We start from the raw sequence: 20,176 nt of genomic DNA on the forward strand, positions 1-20,176 counted from the left end.
TAGAAATAGGTGAACGTGAAACTTAGCGAAACATTTCTAAGCATAGTCATAGATGCATTGCGATACATAGAGACACAAGATCCCAAGATTAAAGATCGTCTTGTCGATGAGCTAGATAAGAGCTTTAGTCTACTACACACGCTTTCATCAGAAATGGAAACGCCCTATACCAAAACGTACATAGATATCGTGGCCAGTAATAGAAATGATAGCTTAATTGCTCTTCTGGAGAGTGAAGAACCTTGTTTACAAGGGGTACCCGAAAACTTAGAAAAATGGCAAACACAATGTATAGAGCGTCTAAAAAAAACGTATTTGAATTGGCAAGATAACATACAACAAGGACAATTGCGCTTATATCTAGTGATTGCATTTAGCCAAACGGGTCTTCTCGGTTCGCTACGCATGTCATCTTACAACCCGCTGCCACACCAGAGAATTCAAGGGGATTGTTACGACACTTCTATCGCTCGTAGCCTTGATGACGCACGTAAAATTGTAAAATATTATTGGCAAGCAAAATACAAGTTACCCACGATTGACGTCGATGAAAGTTTGCACGATTGGGCTATCGAATGGGGAAGTTCTCTCTTTGAACAATTTGAAAATAAACCCATTACCGGCCAAAGTTTTACTTTCGCTTTCACGATACTATTTTTTATCTCTTCGTTACGCATTCTATCGCGGAAAAATCTTATAGAAGTTTATGATTACAAGAGCGGAAAAAGACTAGAACCCCACGAGTTAGTACTACCGCACAATACCATTGCTAGCGGAGCTTTTTTACGTGACCAAATTCCTGATGAATCTCTAACGCCTAAAAATTACAAACCGATTGCAACTCAAAGAGTGGCAGGTGTACAAACAAAATTGGATATTATATCTCAAGCCAACTCCATACATGAAACATTGAACTTTTTTTTGATTCCCAAAGATAACTATTTTGATATCCAAGTTCAAGATCCCAATGTTACTGTTGTTCCCATCGAAAATTTAGATGATTTAATTACGCATTTTTTCCGCGATTGGTCTATCGTAAGTCAACAAGTAAGTAAAGATGCCACAACACGCGTTGATGTCAAGAATTTCATCCAACAAGCATTAGAACTCACCAAACAACTGTCTTATATTCATCAACAAAACAAAATTTACAAGTATTTAACCATTGACTGCATCACATCCTCGATAGAGCAAATAAAGCTTTTAGATCCTACAGAAGCTGCATCCCTAGCATTAAGGGATCCACAGTCGACAGTGGCGTATATCTCTCCCGAGCAAAGTAATTACTTGGAACTAAATCTAGATTATCGTGCCGATTTCTATTCATTGGGAGTCATTTTTTACCAAATGCTCACCACAAAACTCCCTTTCAATGCCAATAGCATTCGAGAGTTTATCATCGCACATATTTCGCAAAAAATCATTCCACCACACGATGTCATTCCACAAATTCCCCTACCAATTTCTGACATCATTTTGAAAATGCTAAAAAAAAATCCTGATGATCGTTACAAAAGTATCACCAGTATCATAAACGATTTGTCTTGCTGTCAAAAACACATTAGAAATGATAAGCCCGATGTATATGAAACTTTAGTCCTACCGAAAAAACTCTACGGCCGCGACGAAGAATATCGACAGTTAGAAAAAAGTTGGGAAAATTTTTTACAAGGCCACAATCAAATTGTCATGGTACATGGTATGCCTGGTATCGGAAAAACAACTTTGGTAAATAGCTTTTTGCCGCGAATGCTACAAGAAAACGCAATGTTCTTATCGGGTAAATATCAACAAAACATTACTTCTAGCTCGCAAAACGCTCTCATACAAACGGCGCAAAAGTTTTGCGCACAAGTTTTGACGAGTTCCCCCGAAATTATAGCGGAGTGGCGTCAAAAAATTTTAGACGCCCTCGACACAAATATACGCGTTGTCGTAGACGCAATACCCGGTTTTGATAAACTCGTAGGAGAACAACCACCTCCTTCACCATTACCACCTGAAGAGTCGCGCAACCGTTTTTACCTTTCTATCGAAAAATTAATGCAAACGGTGATCATCCATAACGAAAAAAGCGTTTTATTTTTGGATGATGTGCAGTGGATTGACGAAGCAGCTTTGCACTTGCTAGGCAGAATTTTAGGAAAATTCCCGAAGAAACTTTTTGTTATTCTTGCCGCGCGAGATAGCGGTAATATAGACAAAGTGAAGGATATCGTCACCACTAAGGGATTACAAATCAACGAATTATTTCTAAATTCTCTTCCCCAAAAAGCGATAAAAAATATTGTTTGTCATTTATTTTCACCAACAGCAGACGACACAGAAGTTTTCAGCGAAGTGATTTACCAAAAAACAATCGGTAACCCACTATTTACCAAACAATTTTTACAGGTAATCTGGCAAAATAAATTGCTGCATTTTTCTCATGAAAACCACTGTTGGAGTTGGCAAATCGACAAAATAGAAAAACTGGACTTTAGCCACGATATTCTAACTTCTATCTACAGCAAGACTTCACAATTATTAACACAGCACCAAGAAATCTTGAAGATATGCGCATGTATGGAAAACTTCACACTAGAAATGCTGAGGAGTATCGCTCCACAATACAACAGTTACCTTGAAAGTTTTATGCAAACAGCCCTACAGCGCAACTATATTAGACCTCTGCAACCACAATGGATTCTGTCTTCTACAGAACAAAAGTACTGCTTCGCCCACGACTTAGTTCATCAAAGTATCTACGATGCCATTGACGAACAATTAAAAAAGCAGCTTCATTACAAAATAGGCCTCTACTATCGCGAACACGACTACACTGCTTCGAACATCGCGGACCAGTGGAATTTATGTCGTCCTCTACTTGATCGTGAACAAAAGCAGCAACTTGCGCAATTCAATTTTCAGGCGATGACCACTGCGAAAAATCTGGCGGCATACAGCCATGCTCTCGCATACATACATTACCTAAAACAACTCACCACAGAAATTGAATTACCCGCGAACTTACTATCTCAGGTTCGCCAACAAGAAGCACTACTCACTTACCTCAGCGGAGACTTTAGCAAAGCGGAAAAATTACTTCTTGATATCACAAAAACGTCTAACAACAGATTAGAAACTGCCCAAGCTCATATTCATCTTGTCATGCTCTACACCCACATTGGAGACTGGGATCGCTCATTTATTGTAGGTAAAGAAGGGCTAAATCACCTTGGCATAGATTGGCTATCTAAAAACGCGCTATCCATTTTTGTCAAAGAACTCATGACGGTAAAGGCCAATTTACGCAAACTAAAATCGACTCCCGATTGCTTTGTAAATTTACCAGAACTCAAGGACCAAAAGCAAAAGATGGCCTTGCAACTCCTTGCCATATTTATGAATACCACATACTACGGCGGAAAAATATACGCGCTACTCACCGCAATAAAAATGGTCAACATTACTGTCAAAGACGGCTTCTCCATTGATTCGACACATGGTTATAGTTATTTCGCAATGTTGTTAGGACACATCAAACTTCTCGGAAGTTACACGTTAGGACGAAACTTCATAGAGTGGGCTGTTCAACTTAGTGAAGTGCATGATAACCCGCTACACAAAGGTCGTGTCTATTTTGGTTTTGGCTCAGTTGTCAACCACTGGACACAAAGTATAGATAAGAACCTCGAATATTTACAAAAAGCCAAAAGATATAGTTTACAAGCGGGAGACCTTCTTTTTGCCAGCTACGCAACGGTACATCCTCTTCCCATATATTTTTTTTCAGGTAGTAATCTTACGCAACTTTTTCATCAGGCGGAACAAGCACAGAGTTTTTTAGAAGAAGTTCAATTTGAATCCCAAGAATTCTTTCCTTTGGGCTTGCAAAAATTTATTACACATATCGGCGATATACCATCGCAAAAAATGAAAAAACATCTCGATGTAGCAGACTACACACAACAAGAGAAAAAAATCAAAAATACGACAGGTATCATATGGCTACGTATTCTCGAAATGAAGTATCTCTATCTAAACAATGACTATCGTAAAGCCCTACACAATGCAAAAGAAGCTCAGAACTACACCGAAGGAGCTTTTGGCCAAATTATGGAACCGGAATATCACTATTACTGTGCCCTTATTTTACTAGCGCTTTATCCGCGTTCTAGAAAAAGTCGCGTGAGTAAAAAGGTACACCACCATTTGCGAAAACTACGAAAATGGCAAAATAATTGTCCCGAAAATTTTGCTCACAAGTACCTCATTGTACAAAGCGAAATACTACGCGTAGAAAACAAGTTCCTCAAAGCGATGAAGTCGTATCAACGCGCAATTGCGGAAACAAAAAAAATTGGTTTTGTGCATCAACAAGCTCTTGCCAACGAATTAGCAGCAAATATGTACTTTCAACTTCAAATCGATGATGTCGCTAAAGTTTATACACAGCAAGCGATCACTTGCTACACCAAGTGGGGCGCAACAAAAAAAGCACGACAATTACAAACACTACTACAACAAAAAGGAGAAACAAATGTCACGCTGGACAAATGAATTCCTAGATCATCTGCGTTCTCAAGGAGACTCCTTGGCGGATGAGAGTGTCGCGAAAATGTTACAAGATGGTGAAATCAAACATGTAACCGAAATATTTAAAGAACTAGACCAAAACAACGATATTCCCCCAAAAGACATTTATCCACAGCTAGAGGCTTTTTTTGAGGTGACGAATCAACTTCCCGAAAATGTCGACCATGAGAGAATCAAGCGTGGAGAAGCGGTTTTTATTGACTATGCTTTTGCTGGAGCACTTGCACTTTTAACCAAAAGTTTACCGGAAGGTTATCAGGCCCCCAATCTTGCCAACATACTACATCTTTCAGGAAATTTAGAGCGCCATCCATACCACCGTCTACTTGCCGTTTTGCAGATGTTAGTGAACGTCAATTCGTCTTCAGGTTTTGAACCGGGGGGAAAAGCCATTATCGATGCACAGAAATTGCGTTTACTACATGCAGGCATACGCCATATTTGCCCACAGTATCTTCCCGATTATCGCGAAAAATATGGCGAATTTATCAATCACGAAGATATGTTAGGAACGATTATCGCTTTCTCATATTTACTGCTTATGGGCTTGCGTAAAATGGGGTACAAGATCGGCAAAGAAAAAGAAGAAGACTACTTCTATACATGGAGAGTGTTTGCGGTAATGATGGGCATTCATCCCCCCGACAAACCACACAGCTTTGAGTATGTACCCGACAGCGTAGAAGATGCAGCACAGTTTTATGCCATGTACCAGGAACGTCACTACGTAGATGCAGAACAAAATCCTCATGGAGTCTCTCTGGCAGCCGCAAACTTAGCCATGTTGGAGGATCTCGTTCCGTGGTACCTAAACATTTTCGGAGTAAAATCTCTCCCGCGTATTTACATGGAAAAACTCATGGGACAAAAAGCTTGTAAAAACCTCGCATTACCACTTTTTGCAGGAGGCAAGATCATCGAAAACGTTCTAGTGCGTTTACCATCGGTATTGCATATTGTTTTTTCACCTCTACGCTTTACACGCCATATTTTATTTGGTAACCAGCATTCACTGGGAATGATGCTGTTCCAAAGAATGATCAACGTCGAGTTTGGACACAGTGTTACATTTACCGTTCCCGAAGATCTTAAAGCTTGGATTGATATGGGGTAATGCCCCAACAGTGTCATAGAAAGGATTTCAATATGGACATGTGGTTTAACACAGTAGACTACACATATTTAGAACTAACATTGTTTATTACCGGTTGTTTTTTATGGGTAATTGCCTATGCCATTATTATCAAAAACATCAGACGTCACAAAGTAGTAGAAATGCCATTTCTCGCCGGGTGTGGAAATTTTGGTTGGGAATTTGTGTGGTCGTTTATTTTTCGCACCAACATGGGACTTGTATGTGTTTATGCTTACCGTGCGTGGTTCTTCCTAGACATATATATTTTCTCTAACTTACTACGCTATGGCGATAAACAAGTTTCTTCACCAGAGATGAAACAGTGGTTTAAGCCAATGTGTATTTTTCTTACACTGGCATGGGCGATCGCCACATACACAATAAAACAAACAGGCTATGAGCTTGTTATCGGAGCGATTTCGGCATATACTGTCAATGTATTTATCTCCGGGTGCTATATTTCGCTTATCTTGCGTATTGATAGCCTCAAAGGTTTTTCTTTAGCCGTCGCGTGGCTCAAAATGATCGGTACCGGACTAAATACCATTTTTATGATCATACATTTCCCGACAAACTCCTACTTACATTTCATGGGAATACTGGTATTTATCTTAGATATTATCTATATTTATTTGTTTATAAAAAAGCGTAAGGAACTTCCTACTAGCTAGGGATTTCGGTTTTCTTCGCTAAATAGATTCGTTTTTGTATGGGTGCCCTCACCATCGAATTTAAGGTTTTAGCTTCGCTAAATAGATTCGTTTTCACATTGGTGCCCTCACCATTGTGGATTTTGGTTTTAGCTTCGCTAAATAGATTCGTTTTCACATTGGTGCCCTCACCATTGTGGATTTTGGTTTTAGCTTCGCTAAATAGATTCGTTTTCACATTGGTGCCCTCACCATTATGGATTTTGGTTTTAGCTTCGCTAAATAGATTCGTTTTCACATTGGTGCCCTCACCATTGTGGATTTTGGTTTTAGCTTCGCTAAATAGATTCGTTTTCACATTGGTGCCCTCACCATCGAATTTAAGGTTTTAGCGAAGCTAAAACCTTAATTCTCATGCCTCTCCCACAGGGAGAGGCGTAACGCGTCTTAAGTTGCTCCATTTGTTTTCTTTTGTGCTGTCGCATACACGACTATAGCTGTATAAAAATAGTAACGCTATACTCTTGTCTCGCAACTCAAGCGAATTTTGTTTTTTACAAAAGAGAAGCATTACACCTCTCCCTGTGGGAGAGGTATAAGAATATTAGCTTACAGCGCAGCTGTAACTACTTATTCGATGGTGAGGGCATCGCATACCAGCGAAAATCACCGAACGTAAGTATACTCCTTCAAAAGTATTTTCGTCGGTTGCCCCTTGTAGTGGACAAACGCCTCAAAAACACCACTTCCTGCCTTCACTGCGATTACCGGAAATTTGTATGTTACAGATTCACCTTTCTGCAAAGTAAACGCGGCGATATTTGACAGCGCATCTTTTGCTAAACGAACATGAGAAGACATATTGGTGGTAATCGTTAGGTTTTCCGCCGCTCCTGAACCTTTATTGGTAAGTGTAATTCCGTACATACCTATTTGCCCTTTCGCTAACGGATCGACAGTATCGTAGCATTCTACAACCACAACTGGCTTCTTTACCTCTTTTTTCAGCGGTTTTTCTGCAACGTGTAATTTGATGTTGCGTATTTGTACTTTGCCATCTTGTGGTAAAGAAAAGCGAATTTTCCCAAAGGACCGCGAAGTAGAAACCACATGATGCTTAATTCCCTGCCAATAGGTAATGCGATTTTTGTGTACTTTGAATTTCCACGGAACCCACCTGTTATTGAAGGCCTTGATTTCGGGAATACTCACTGTATGTCCGATATTACTGCTGAAAACACTCGTATTACTACCGCAATGAAATCCGACATCCATACGTTCACTGATTCCTTTTACTTCAAAAGAGAGAACATAGTCGCTCATGTCGCTCTGTCCTGTGTACAAACTAGTCGGAGCGTAGGCATTTTCATTATGTGTTTGCAGTACACCATCTACAAATTGCCAATCACCTGCACTTTGCCATGATTGCAAATATGGATTGTGGAAATGATTTCGTAACTTCGTGTAAAGTTGGGACTGCGCTTTATTGTACAAAGCATTGATTTCGTCGCGTTGTTTTTTTGCGATGCGTGAAAAATATTCAAAACGAAAAGACCTTTTCCACAATTGCAGTGCTTCGTAATAACGCTTGCGGTTTAACAACTCATGCGTCTTCTTGTTGTTCCTCAAATAGTACATAGACTCATCAGCGAGTTTATTTAAACCCGATGACCACATTTCATCGATCAAAAATAAAAAACCTGCGGCAAATAAATATGTCTCCATACCAAAATTACTGTGTATTTTTCCGTGGATGACACCGTGTTGATTGTGCATGGAAATGACATCGCTGTCGCAGTATTTCAAAAAAGTACTCGCACGCGGTAACTCAGACGTTTGTACCCGCAGTGATTTTTCCCAAAAATGCGGCACAGATAGCAAGGTGCTGTATACAGGAGGGATCACTTGTTTCCAGTCAACATGATACACAAAACTACACGGCAATTTGCAAATCGATGCAAAATCAAAACTAGGACGTTTGTTTTGCACATGGTCAATAACATCCATTAGATTTTGTGGAAAGCGACTACAAACCAAGTACTTCCCATCGATAAAAAATGCAAAATTGCCAAATACGGTACGAAAAATCTTATTTATTCCATCATGAAAATAAGGAGAATCCTGTTTCTCCATATAGAAAATAAGGCGTTCTTCGTATTTCTTGGATGCTAATTTATAGCCATATGAACGTAAGAGCCGTTCAATACAGTCTAGTATTTTTTTCTTATTGCGAATTTCAATTACCCCAATAAGACGCGGAGGTAATTTCTGCAACGGCTGTGGTAAATGAAACAATGCATGGTTATCACCTAAGCCATCGAAAAAATCCTGCAATTTAAATCCCAACGCATTATCGATCGATTGAACATACATTTGCAATTGGTCATGCATATGCGGGTCTATTTTGCGGGTGCTGCGTTGTATTTCACTCCAAATTTTAGAGATTCCCAAACGCATTGCCACCATTCCCCAAGTGTCTTGTGGAATATATTTACAAATACTCGTATCCAAATTTCCCGAAGGAAACAAGGCATTGACACCGCGTAGATTACTCAGATTTAGTAGTGGATTTTTTAATTTCTCTTCTAACTTTTTCTTTTCTTTGAGCAAATCGCGAAAACTAAAGCGTTTTTTAATAATTTTACTCGGATCTAAAATGCGCTTTGTGTCTATTTTTCTACGTATATTGGCAAAAAACTGCGTTAGAATTTTTGATTTTTCAATAGAAAAGTCAATTCCGCAATTGCGCCAGTCTCTAATTCCCAACGAATGCAGAATATTTTTAAATCCTCCCTGAGGATTTAAATCAATCATCGAATTTACTAGAAGAGCAATGTTGACATATACAAACAATGAATGATTACTTTTTACCTTACTGTAGTATGTGGCAAATTCGCGGTTTTTCTGCAATGATTGCGCTGCATTCCGCCAATTGTTTAGCATTTTTTGCATCAACGATTTACCTGTGGCAATGAATAAATAATCATCCACCATCACATAGTAGTACGCATGTTCCAGACCTTTCAAAACTTGCACTTTCGTCCCTGAAATAACGATTGTCTGTTTCCACTCAGGAATCTTAGATGTGATGTTGTCAAGTAGCTTTTGACAAATCTTATGATCGGCAATATGGATAAGTGTTGCAATCTGCGGAGGCCTTGAACCCAGCGGAACGTCAGTGAGAGCCACAGAAATTTCTCCGGCGAATATTTTCCACACTTGCGCTAAGTTTAAACTGCTGGCAAATTCAAAATCACGGGATACATCACCTAAGAATTTATTAAATTCCCTGTTCCCACGCAAACTTCTTAATTCGGGATGTGTGGCTAAGTTAAAAATATTTGTGGTGGTAATGTCTTTACTTAGACCTTTGATATTCGAACAAGACATGACCGCAAAAGTATCTTTGGGAAATATTTTAGAAAATATGGCATCCTGCGCATGAGTCAAAATTAATAATGAGCATAGCAATATCAATTGTTTCATGAAAATACCTTTACAAATGATGTGCCCAACTTGTCGTGGGCACAATATAGTTAATCGCTTAGTACGTGTGTTCTCTCTGTCACCACTATTTTTCCTTGTAAATTGTCAAAAGTAATCGTTGCCGGAACCGTAAAACTTCCTGCGGAAACCACTTTTACATTTAGCTTGCACTTCAAGGCCTTATTCGGTCCAATCACCGTAGGACCAAACAATATCTCTTGATTCTTCCTCACGGAATATTTGGCTCCCGAGGCAGAAATAAGACGCATACTTGAAGGAAGCGTAATTTTGACATGAGCATTGGTGATTTGTTTGTTCCCCTGGTTTTTTACGACAAACAAGTACTGGGTATTTTCATTTTGAAAAACAGGATCCACAGTATCATTTGCCTGAATGTACACCACGGGTTGTTCGTACTTTGGAGTCACTTGTTTTTCTACTTGTAAACGCAAATTGCGAATGCGTACTTTGGCATCTGAGGGGAGGTGAAAACCAAATAGACCCGAGGTTGCATTGGCATATATCACATGATGTTTTAATCCATACCAGTAGCTAATGCGATCTTTATGTACTTTAAATTTGAGAGGTATCCACTTTCCACTTTGCTCTTTTCGTTCATAAAACGAAACTTTCTTATAGCTAGCTGAACCGTCAAAACTCTCATTCCAATGAAAGAAAACATCCAAACGGTCTTTGATATCTTTGACCTCCAAGTGAATGACATAGTCTTCTAAAGGGTTTTCACCAATAATTAGCGAGAAGGTGTCCTGGGATTCGTTCGTTGCTGATAGCTCTCCTTTGCCCCACTTCCAGTCGCCCACAACGCGCCACGCCGCCAATTCTCCGCGAAAAGATTTTTGAAGATTCGCCGTCAATTCTTTGGTGATTTTCGTATATTTTTCGCGTAAACCTTGGTTTTCCTTTCGTGCAATTAAGCGAAAAGACTCAAAGCGCGCACGTTTCGCAAAAGATTCCCACATACGGTATGCGGCATAAAAACGTTGTTGTTTTACCAATTTTACCACTTCTTCATTGACGAGCAGATAGTCATCTAACTCATCAAGATATTTGCTCACCACAGGTCCCCATACATCACTCATCTGCAACCACAATAGACCTTGTGCCATGTAAAAATCAAAGTTAAAATTCGTGCGCAGTGCAAATGTTGCGTTACCGGACTCTAAACCGCCAATAACCGGAGAAAGGTATTTTATGATGGTCGACATACGCGGAAAATCTACAGATTTGATCGTTCCCTGCCCAAAAAAATAAGACATTTCATCTTCCCAGGAAGGAATAAACGGTAAAAGAGTGTTGTAAACCGGCGGAAGAAGAATATTCCAATCGATGAATAATAAAACTCCGTATGGATTTTGCGCAGATTTCACCGGGGAGATATTGTGAAGATTCAGAGAATCCATTCCCGCATCATATGTATCAATTAGATCCATCAAGTCTTGTACAATGCGCGTTATAAAGATTTGATTGTTCTCTATGTAAAAAGAAAATGTGCCAAGAAACATGCGCAGCGTTTCGCGTTCGCTACGACTTATTTGCACAAGTGGATTGCGCTGATAACCGGTTTTCTCCGCCAAATAATAAAGTGTTCGACCTTTATATGGCTTTTCTTTAAACTCATAATGCAGCAAATCAAAAACGATATTCAACGTCTTTTTTAGTAACTGTGGATTATTTGTATTCGCGGTAGCCACCCATCGCGGAATCAGTCCGCCTGCAGGATCTGGGAGATGAAAAAATGCAAGGTGTGGCCCCACAGCAGAAAGAACTTCACTAACAGTCGTTTCTAAAAATGCTTTTTCAAATTTACGAACATTGTCATAAAAAACACTATATGAATTTTCCGAAGTATTACCTTGTTGTTGCAATTCCTTTTCGTAATTGCGGTAGCAAGTTAAATATTCATTCCACAATTGCGCAAAGTCAATATTCGCCGTAACCCATCCCCCGCTATTTTTGGGAATATTTTTCCCCACGCTTTGTGGAATACCTTCGATGGCAAAAAAACGGTTCAGTCCCTTGTTGCCGTCCACAACAAGACGCATTTGCGAAACAAAATGTGGCTTATCAATGGCAAAAGATGCGGCGATGGCCTTCCAATCAAAAATCCCCATAGACTGCAAAGCCACTTTTTCGCGCGTTTGCATATAACCTTCCACTACATGTAAAAATTTAGCTATATCAAAATAATAATTGACAGAACCGCCCTGAAAAATATGTGCGGTTTTTTGATACTGAGGCGTTTCTTGTAAACGATTTCCCGGTTTATCAATATTCGCCAACATCGAACTCATCAATTTTGGTGTTGTGGCAAATAAAAAACACTCTTCTTTCGTCGTGTAGTGCAACGCAGTTTCTAAACCCTTTATGTAAGAAATTTGTTGCTTGCCAATAGTATAACTACCTTTATTAACCGGAACTCTCTCTACAAGAGCATTGAGTAGTTTGTGGGCTTTTTCTCCATGATTTTTATAGTTGATAATCACTGCTATTTGTATTGGTTCTGAACCACTCGGGATATCCACAAGTGCGATCGAAATTTCTCCGGCAAATACAGACAAGCTTTCTTGCAGTGTCAAGCCCGTTGCCACTTTGAGTCTACGCGAAAAATTGTCCCAGCTGTACTTTTTTTCGATTTGTTCAACCAGTCTTTTTATTTCTGGCTCTTGCAAAAAGGAATAGAGATGTGTCTGTTTGAACTGCTTTTTGGTAGCTTCTACATCGGTGAGTGAAAAAACAGCCAAGCTATCTTTAGGAAAAACCTTGGCGTAGGAAACGCTTTTTTCCTGAGCTTGAAGAATAGTCAGTGAAAAAACGAGGATATATAAAAATTTTCTCATGTATCATTTCCCCAATTAGAGATAATTTTGTAGCATGTAGTTTTATTGAATATCATTAATACGCAAAATGTTCATTATTTGTTTGTGGGAGAACAAATGGAGTACTTATATTTGGTGGACAAAGACGATCGTGTCCTAGGTGAAATATCTAGAGATGAAGCTCACAAAAAAGAATTACTCCATCGTGCAGGTGTTGTCTTCGTTGAGAACGAAAAAGCACAAGTTTTTTTGACGGAGCGTAGCCATAAAAAAAAGTTTTTCCCTGGATGTTTGGATAGTGCCTGTAGCTTTCATGTCCAATATGGACATACGTATGAACAGGCCGCTGTAATAGAATTGTACGAAGAAACTCAGATCACGACGTGTATTTCGTTTTTAGGTAAGTTTTTATTAGATGAAAGTCCTGATCGTATGATTGTTGCCGTATTTAGAGCAATTTCTCCACAAATTCCCGTTTTAGATTTACAAGAAGCGTCGTACGGCAAATACTACACTTTAAATGAGGCGGACAGCGCTATAGAATCACAGCTTACAACTAGCTGGCTCCCACATGCATGGCAGATATATCGGAATTTTGTGCCATCAAAGTAAAAGCCATGCATGCCGTTGCCAAATGAATCGGAAACAAACAAACTATTTAGAGTAAAATCTGTCTACGATCACCTGCGTATTAAACAACATTTTTTCGTAGCGAGTATTTGCTCCATGTCCAAATAGAGTTGTAATACAATTTGGTAGTAACTTGCCGTCATCTTTAAAATCAACAAGAAGTGTTTTGCCATAATGAGGAATGCGCATACGGTGTGCAATATTTTTATTGTGTTGTTCTTCGTCGTTTTCTATTCCAAGTATTGGATATAGCTTTTCATTGAGTTCTTGCTCCCAAACATTGTACGATTCTAAACCACTTCCCGTAATACCGACTTGTTGAATGTAGTCGCCTGCGGTAGTGTACAGAATATCATCTAACTTTAATTCACCAGCAAGATGTCCTTCCCCACGGTGATTGATAATATTCAGTAAACGATAGTTTCCTTTTCCCCAACCATATAATGGTGGTGTTCCATAAGTGACGATGTCTAGTTGAACTTTGCGAATTTGCTCTAGCCAATTGTTCATTTGCGAAACATCTACGCCACCTTCTTTGGCGATTTCCATCAACTGATCCACTCCTTTGGCATTTTCCAAAAAATTGGTCAGTAGTGCAAAAAGTTGTCCCGCGTGGCTATGCCCAACAAGTAGGATTCTATTACCTTGCATTTCTGAGCGTCGTGTAATTTCTTCGGCAATTGACTTTGTCAAAAGAATCGCAGACTTAACGCGTGCCCAATGATAACCACCCGAAGACCATTCGTAGCGATGGCAAGGAATTTTATTTTGTACTGCGTGCGAGAAAATTTGGGCATATTCAGGAGTGAAATTGGCGGTGTCTTCCAATATTAAATCATTCGACTGTTTAATGAGATCTAGTAGGGCTTGCTCTAACTCTGGTCCCATATCAGGATACATTTTTTTTAGATACGCTACTGTGCCAAACGGATCGTTGCCCACAAATGTACCGTGTACAAAATATATAGATTTCACATCGTTTTCAAGAAGCGTTTGGCCTAGCTTTGACATACTACCGCGCCAATCATTACTTTGCGCTTCCCATTTTAATTCCTTACGGTTAAACGGTGCTATTTCCTTAAAATCCATATGTTCAAATGCTGTTTTTGGTGGACTACTTGTATATTGTTGCGGCCCCAAATCCGCAAAAATTGTCGCCACACACAAAGTGGCAATGAAAATAAACCTGTTCATTGGGTTCTCCTTATAAATTTTTCTTATTATAACATTTTTAAGAAGAAACGCCTACAAAATTGCCCATGGTGGGAGTAAATTTTGTGGTACCGTTACTGTCAACCATTTCTCTTGAAATTCATGATAGAATTTGAGTTGGTAACTTAACAGACACAATTCAGAAAATGGTAAACCATCATAAAAATAGTCACCGACAATGGGTATTTGCAGGTGGGCACAATGAACGCGTATTTGATGTGTTCTTCCGGTAATGGGAGTTGCTTGCAGTAGTGTATTGTGTTGTTTTTTCCTTAGTACACGAAAATGTGTGCATGACTTTTTTCCACCTTTAGTCACTACTTGACGCAATACAGGATGCAAAAGACTGCGGTCGATATGATTTTCGACTTTTTTCTCCGCCCATGTAACAGCACCACCTACTAACACACGGTAGGTTTTCTCCACTTGTTTATTTTCAAAAGCACGTTGTAAACTGTGATGCATGCGCTTGGATTTGCTAACGACCATTACTCCTTGAGCGGAATTATCTAAACGTGAAGGTAGGTGTAATATTTGCTTTGTATAATCTTCCAACATTTGCTTTGCCGAAAAATATATTTGGTCACGACTACACACTGACGGAAGCTTTGCCGGTTTAAAAAACACAATAATATCTTCGTCTTCATAGACAACATATTCATTTTTAAAACACGGAAAAAACTCGTGAGGATTTTCGATACTGAATTTGGGTTCAAAATATTCGATGCGTGCGGGCAAGACGATTTTATCATTAGACTTAATCCGTATACCATTGATATACAAACCACCCAATTGCATACGGCGCTCCCAAGTTTCGCCATCGATATGTGGAAGTTTTTCTTGTAAAAAAGTTTTGATATGGCAATCTTGGTAACGGAAATTCGTTATTGTCCAGGTGTGATAAATGCTAGTTAATTGCTTTTCTAAGCGTGTTAAGTTTGTGTTCATGATGATGTTGTTTGCGAGCGCCATGTAGCGCTCGCGAAATGGAATTAACTGTCTAGTTTTTTTCCTTCTTCGATCATTGCCGGAAGCACTTCAAAGACATCACCAACTATTCCATAGTCGGCCACTTGAAAAATAGGTGCATCAGCGTCTTTGTTAATCGCAACAATTACCTTGGAAGTTCTCATACCCGCAAGGTGCTGTATTGCTCCCGATATAGCACATGCTACATATAATTGCGGGGACACGGTTTTTCCTGTTTGTCCTACTTGTTCGTTGTGAGGTCTCCAACCAGCATCAACAACAGCGCGAGAGGCTCCATTTACACCTCCTAAAGCACTTGCAAGATCTTCAATTAAATTGAAATTTTCAGGACCTTTCATCCCGCGTCCACCAGAAACAATAATGGCCGCTTCTGTTAAGTCAGGCTTTTGCTCTTCGGCTTTCTTGATATCCGTAATTTTTGCCAAAAACGCCTTGTCAGAAAAGCTTACATCCATCTTCTCCACTTGCGCTTCGGTAGCCGCTTCTTCTGCGGCAAATACGTTGGGGCGTAATGAAACAAAAGCAGGCTTTTGCAATGGTTTTACTGTTTCCAATGCTTTTCCTGCGTACACAGGTCGCTTTAGTGTCAATTCACCACCATCACAGTGCGTTTCCGTGCAATCGCTGACGGCCGCTCTTTGAAAGCGCGCAGCTGTAATCGCCGAAAGGGCTTTCCCCTGGAGGGTTGCGGGAAAGAAAACATAGTCGCTTTCTTTTGCTTTTGCAATTTGTTCTATTGCTTCTGCTAAAGGTGGAGTATAAGCATTTTCTAGCTTAGCGTCATCCACCACAACGACATTTTTCACACCGTATTTTCCCAAGTCTTTGGCAATCGCCTCAACACCGGAACCAATGACAACCGCTGTCGCTTCTGTTCCCAAATTTTGAGCACAACGTACGGCTTCACTCACTACTTCAAAACTCGCTTTGCGAAATGAATTTTCTTTTACTTCTGTGATTGCTAAAATTCCAGGCATAGTATTCTCCGAATATTATAATACTTTCGCTTCTTCGCGTAATAATTTAAACAGCTCTGCTACAGCTTCTGGACCTTCTCCCACAATGCGTCCACCAACTTTCGCAGCGGGAAGTTCCAACTTTTCGGTTTGCATAACTGCTTCACTTGTTGTTGCGGCAACATTATTCACTTCTTTCTTACGCGCTTTGCGAATACTAATGAGTGAATTGATACGTGCTTCCACAGAACCTTTTTGTATCGATACTACGCAAGGTAATTCGCACTCAACAGTGTATGTTTCACCAGCCAATTCATTTTGTGCAGTTACTTTGTTGTCTTCATAAGATAGCTCTGCGGCACTCCAAATAAAAGGTACCTCTAGTAGTGTTGCTAGAATACCACCGACTTGTGAGCAGTCATCATCTACCGCTTTTACACCACATAGCACTAGGTCAGGATTTTCTTCCTTAATAGCGTTTGCTAAAGATTGTGCCGTAACAAATGAATCGCAGCTGTTGTCATTTTCAATTAAAATACCGCGATCTGCACCCATCGCCAAAGCATGGCGTAGTATTTTATCACTATCCGCAGATCCCATGCTAACAGCAACTATTTCAACATCGTCGTTGTTTTCTTTAATTCGAACAGCATGTTCTACTGCCAATTCATCATAAGGGGATATCACATATTCTACCCCGTCAGAATCAATTGTCTTTGCGTCTGCCCCTACTTTAATTTTCGTAGCAGTATCAGGAACTTGTTTAACACATACAACTATTTTCATCGTTTCGTAACGAGACAGCTACACTCGTGGAATACAAAGAAAGCATAACTGTGTATTCTCGTATCTCCCTTCTGAGAGTAAAAAAACTTATTTGTAATAGTCTGATCGCTAGTTGTTTGGAATTTTGATTTGTAGCTAATTTAGAGTGTAGGACATTCTCTAGTGCGCGATACCTTCCAAACAACTAATCGCAGTTGAAGGCATCGCATACTAACAAATTCCTACTTTAACTTTAGTTCCAAAATGCACATTTTGCAATAACGACCAACAAAAAAAATACTTTTGTCCTAAATTCTCTTGTGTTTTATTTCAAAAGAAAGTTATACTCGACCTAAAATGTGTTTATATTGTTGTTTGCTCCATATCTTAATATTTTCTGACGAAAACTCAAGATAAATTAACATACAAGTCACTTTTTCATATTTCCAAGAGGTAAGGAATGAAACGCACCCTACTTTTTCCCATATGCATCATTGTCATCGCAGTCATTATTCGCGTTTTCGACAGCAACAACTCGACGAAAAAGACAAAGACACCTCAAGACACAACAAAAAGTCAACCTAAAGTCATTTCTCCTGCAAACAAGTCCTATCACATAAAAGTACAAAAGCACGAGATCTCACAAACAAACCAGGCAGTGACGTTTACCATTAGTTTGGACAGTAACTTTCCAAAGGATGCTTACTTGCAAACACAGTTGCTGTATGTCAACCCTTTAGGAAAAGCGCTCCTTAGCGAAAAACCATGTAATATGAATCACATGAAAGTGGAATATGGTCCCTTTCGCGCCACAAAGCTGTTACCTGGTAAATTTGAAATCGTGGTGTTCTATTCCCCATCAAGTCGTGCACCACAAGAACTTAACAAAGTTGGTTTTACGGAAGCCTCATATCATTTTCAATATGGGGATGAGACAAAATATATCGATATTTACAATACTAGGTTCAAAAGCGCGCAAAAATTACTGGCAAACATATACACCCTTTATAGTGTTTCGCAAAAAAAATATCGCTATTTTAAAAAAGAGAATTTGGGAGCCGGAGAGTGGCACATTTGGCAAGACAAGTGGTTAAAAAGTTTTGAATTTACTCAAAACCAGGAACGACAGTACTACGAAAGTGGCTATACTATTGCCTTGTTTCCTAGTATGAAAAAAAGTATAGGTTTACTCAATATAGTGGAAGACTTGGTTAGCGTTGACTATTTAAAAGCCATAGAAACTAGGGGCGAAATACCTCCATACCGCGAAAAGCGTTTTGAAGAACTTTTTCATCGTATTCAACACAATCTAGAATACGAATCCATCGCCCTAAGCGATAATCCGCTGAAAAAACTGGTTACCTCTTATGCAGAATTTGCCCAAAAGTGTTCGCAACTAACCGCTTCTACAGTAGAGCCAGGTGTTGAACATCGTGAAAACTTTTTGTTTTCCATTCTCGAACTCAAGAAAAAATACCAACAACTGAAAAGAGTGCAAAAGAACCACTTTGTAAAACATAGCAATGAATTATTATTAGATGTGAAAAAAATATTCTTTGATCGCATAAATCTTTTTGATAACAAGCTCTGCAAAGACTTCACCGCTATATATTTGGCCTTTTTGTACGAGTGGCATCAACAAGCAATGGAATTTGGCTTTATCAAAACCAAACCAAATTTTATACCGCAAATATCACTAGAAGAAACTTCCACAAGCAGCATTGAAAAATGGAATTTAAAGAAAATTCCCCTTAGATCGATGAAACAAATATTCAAGGACTTGTACTCTCAAATCCAAGATTTACAAAGCAAAATTAACGAGAACGGAAATTTATTACTTGAGGTAAACAATTTAATTATTTGGCAAAGTGAACTAGCGAAACGCCAAGAAAAAAATCAAAAATTACTAAAGGTTGATCAAAGTCCACAAATGCAAAAACTCGTAACACAGTACGCGCGTTTCTCTATGGAAATTTTGATTTTTATGGAAGAAGCAAAGCAGGAACAAAGCGAGGATGTGCTTTTAAAAACAACCAAGGATTTGATACAAAGATTAAAACAATTCTCATTCTAACTTTTTTGGTAGTTTATTTTGGAAAGTTAAATTTGAGACATTTTAACTAGGAGACAGAAATGTTTTACACACTGTTTAAAACAATTCTTTTTATTTTTCGTCTTATTGATTTAGTGATCATCACCATATTTGTTTTCTCAATATCTTTGTTGCCTAAATTTTTAATAAAGCCATTTATGCCGAAGTTGTTTCGCTTATTTTGCTGGAGTTTCATTCGTTTTTTGGGAAAATCGCCTCACATTCACGAAAACTTTACACCACCTCTACCCAAGCAGTACATTTTGATATCTAATCATCCATCAGGATATGATTTACTCATGATCAATGCTCTTTTTTCGGTAAAGCCTTTGGCTCAATCAGGTGTGCGTAAGTGGTTTATCGTAGGTCGTATCGCAGAAGCAACAGGAACAGTTTTTGTTGAGCGCGACAAAAAAGATTCGCGAAATGCGGCAAAAGACGCTTGTTTAAAGGCACTTGATGCTGGGCATAGCGTTCTCATTTATCCAGAAGGTGGTTGTTATGGAAGAGATTTAACACCTTTTAAACTAGGAGCTTTTGATATTTCACATCGTACAGGAATACCCATTTTACCCGTGTATTTACAATACGAAGCGGAAAATTCTTATGAATGGGGCTGGGAAGATAATCTACCACGACACTTATTTAAAATGATTACTGCGATCAACAAACACACACATTGCCATATTTTTAACCCCATATACCCACAAAACTTTAACGATGCAAAAAGTTATCAGGAATACGTTTATTCATTGTACAAAAATTGGCAGCAACGTTTTAAATTAATTGACACGGAAGAGAATGAAAGCGTTTCTTATACAGGTACTTCTTTACAAAACTCTTAA

13 protein-coding genes are annotated in these 20,176 nt (G+C 39.1%); 6 read left to right on the forward strand and 7 right to left on the reverse strand.

Annotation, left to right across the window (positions count from 1 at the left end; translation table 11 throughout):
* Positions 1-15: 15 nt before the first annotated feature.
* Genes UABAM_RS11455 through UABAM_RS11465 form a run of 3 tightly spaced genes read left to right on the forward strand, consistent with a single transcriptional unit; the run spans position 16 to position 6,384 of the window.
* Entirely contained in the window at positions 16-4,542 is a 4,527-nt protein-coding gene (locus UABAM_RS11455) for an AAA family ATPase (protein WP_151968141.1), read from the forward strand.
* Positions 4,523-5,692, forward strand: coding sequence for an oxygenase MpaB family protein (locus UABAM_RS11460; protein ID WP_173013256.1), 1,170 nt, complete (start codon positions 4,523-4,525; stop codon positions 5,690-5,692). Before UABAM_RS11455 ends, UABAM_RS11460 begins: the two co-directional genes overlap by 20 nt.
* A 32-nt stretch (positions 5,693-5,724) precedes the next feature.
* Positions 5,725-6,384 (forward strand): transmembrane-type terpene cyclase, encoded by a 660-nt coding sequence (locus tag UABAM_RS11465; RefSeq protein ID WP_151968143.1) that lies wholly within the window; start codon positions 5,725-5,727, stop codon positions 6,382-6,384.
* Here UABAM_RS11465 and UABAM_RS11470 read toward each other — a convergent pair.
* From UABAM_RS11470 to UABAM_RS11480, 3 genes are all read right to left on the reverse strand, one after another.
* Positions 6,377-6,721: a hypothetical protein gene (locus UABAM_RS11470; protein ID WP_151968144.1), complete on the reverse strand. Its 345-nt coding sequence runs from the start codon at positions 6,719-6,721 to the stop codon at positions 6,377-6,379. The two genes, UABAM_RS11465 and UABAM_RS11470, sit on opposite strands and share 8 nt — an antisense overlap.
* A gap of 308 nt (positions 6,722-7,029) precedes the next feature.
* The gene (locus UABAM_RS11475; protein WP_151968145.1) at positions 7,030-9,849 is read right to left on the reverse strand and encodes a DUF3352 domain-containing protein; all 2,820 of its coding nucleotides are present in this window, start codon (positions 9,847-9,849) and stop codon (positions 7,030-7,032) included.
* Positions 9,850-9,899: 50 nt separating this feature from the next.
* Complete coding sequence (locus UABAM_RS11480; protein ID WP_151968146.1) at positions 9,900-12,707, reverse strand: COG1361 family protein; 2,808 nt, start codon at positions 12,705-12,707, stop codon at positions 9,900-9,902.
* Between the two features lie 96 nt (positions 12,708-12,803).
* Here UABAM_RS11480 and UABAM_RS11485 point away from each other — a divergent pair, with 96 nt between their 5' ends.
* On the forward strand, positions 12,804-13,298 hold the full coding sequence (locus tag UABAM_RS11485; RefSeq protein WP_151968147.1) for an NUDIX hydrolase: 495 nt from the start codon (positions 12,804-12,806) through the stop codon (positions 13,296-13,298).
* 42 nt (positions 13,299-13,340) lie between these two features.
* Here the strand turns inward: UABAM_RS11485 and UABAM_RS11490 are convergent, their stop codons facing one another.
* From UABAM_RS11490 to UABAM_RS11505, 4 genes are read right to left on the reverse strand one after another with little or no spacing between them, the layout of a single operon-like run.
* Positions 13,341-14,510, reverse strand: a complete 1,170-nt coding sequence (locus tag UABAM_RS11490; protein ID WP_151968148.1) for a hypothetical protein — start codon at positions 14,508-14,510, stop codon at positions 13,341-13,343.
* Between the two features lie 51 nt (positions 14,511-14,561).
* Positions 14,562-15,500: an RluA family pseudouridine synthase gene (locus tag UABAM_RS11495; protein WP_151968149.1), complete on the reverse strand. Its 939-nt coding sequence runs from the start codon at positions 15,498-15,500 to the stop codon at positions 14,562-14,564.
* Between the two features lie 20 nt (positions 15,501-15,520).
* A complete protein-coding gene (locus tag UABAM_RS11500; protein WP_151968150.1) occupies positions 15,521-16,495 on the reverse strand; it encodes an electron transfer flavoprotein subunit alpha/FixB family protein in 975 nt (324 codons plus the stop codon).
* Positions 16,496-16,510: 15 nt separating this feature from the next.
* On the reverse strand, positions 16,511-17,260 hold the full coding sequence (locus UABAM_RS11505; protein WP_151968151.1) for an electron transfer flavoprotein subunit beta/FixA family protein: 750 nt from the start codon (positions 17,258-17,260) through the stop codon (positions 16,511-16,513).
* Between the two features lie 439 nt (positions 17,261-17,699).
* Between UABAM_RS11505 and UABAM_RS11510 the strand changes: the two genes are divergently transcribed.
* Both UABAM_RS11510 and UABAM_RS11515 read left to right on the forward strand, forming a co-directional pair.
* On the forward strand, positions 17,700-19,313 hold the full coding sequence (locus tag UABAM_RS11510; protein ID WP_151968152.1) for a hypothetical protein: 1,614 nt from the start codon (positions 17,700-17,702) through the stop codon (positions 19,311-19,313).
* A 59-nt stretch (positions 19,314-19,372) separates the two neighbouring features.
* The gene (locus UABAM_RS11515) at positions 19,373-20,176 is read left to right on the forward strand and encodes a lysophospholipid acyltransferase family protein (protein WP_151968153.1); all 804 of its coding nucleotides are present in this window, start codon (positions 19,373-19,375) and stop codon (positions 20,174-20,176) included.

It is taken from the genome of Candidatus Uabimicrobium amorphum (genome assembly GCF_009002475.1).
GTDB classification, from domain to species: Bacteria; Planctomycetota; Uabimicrobiia; order Uabimicrobiales; family Uabimicrobiaceae; genus Uabimicrobium; species Uabimicrobium amorphum.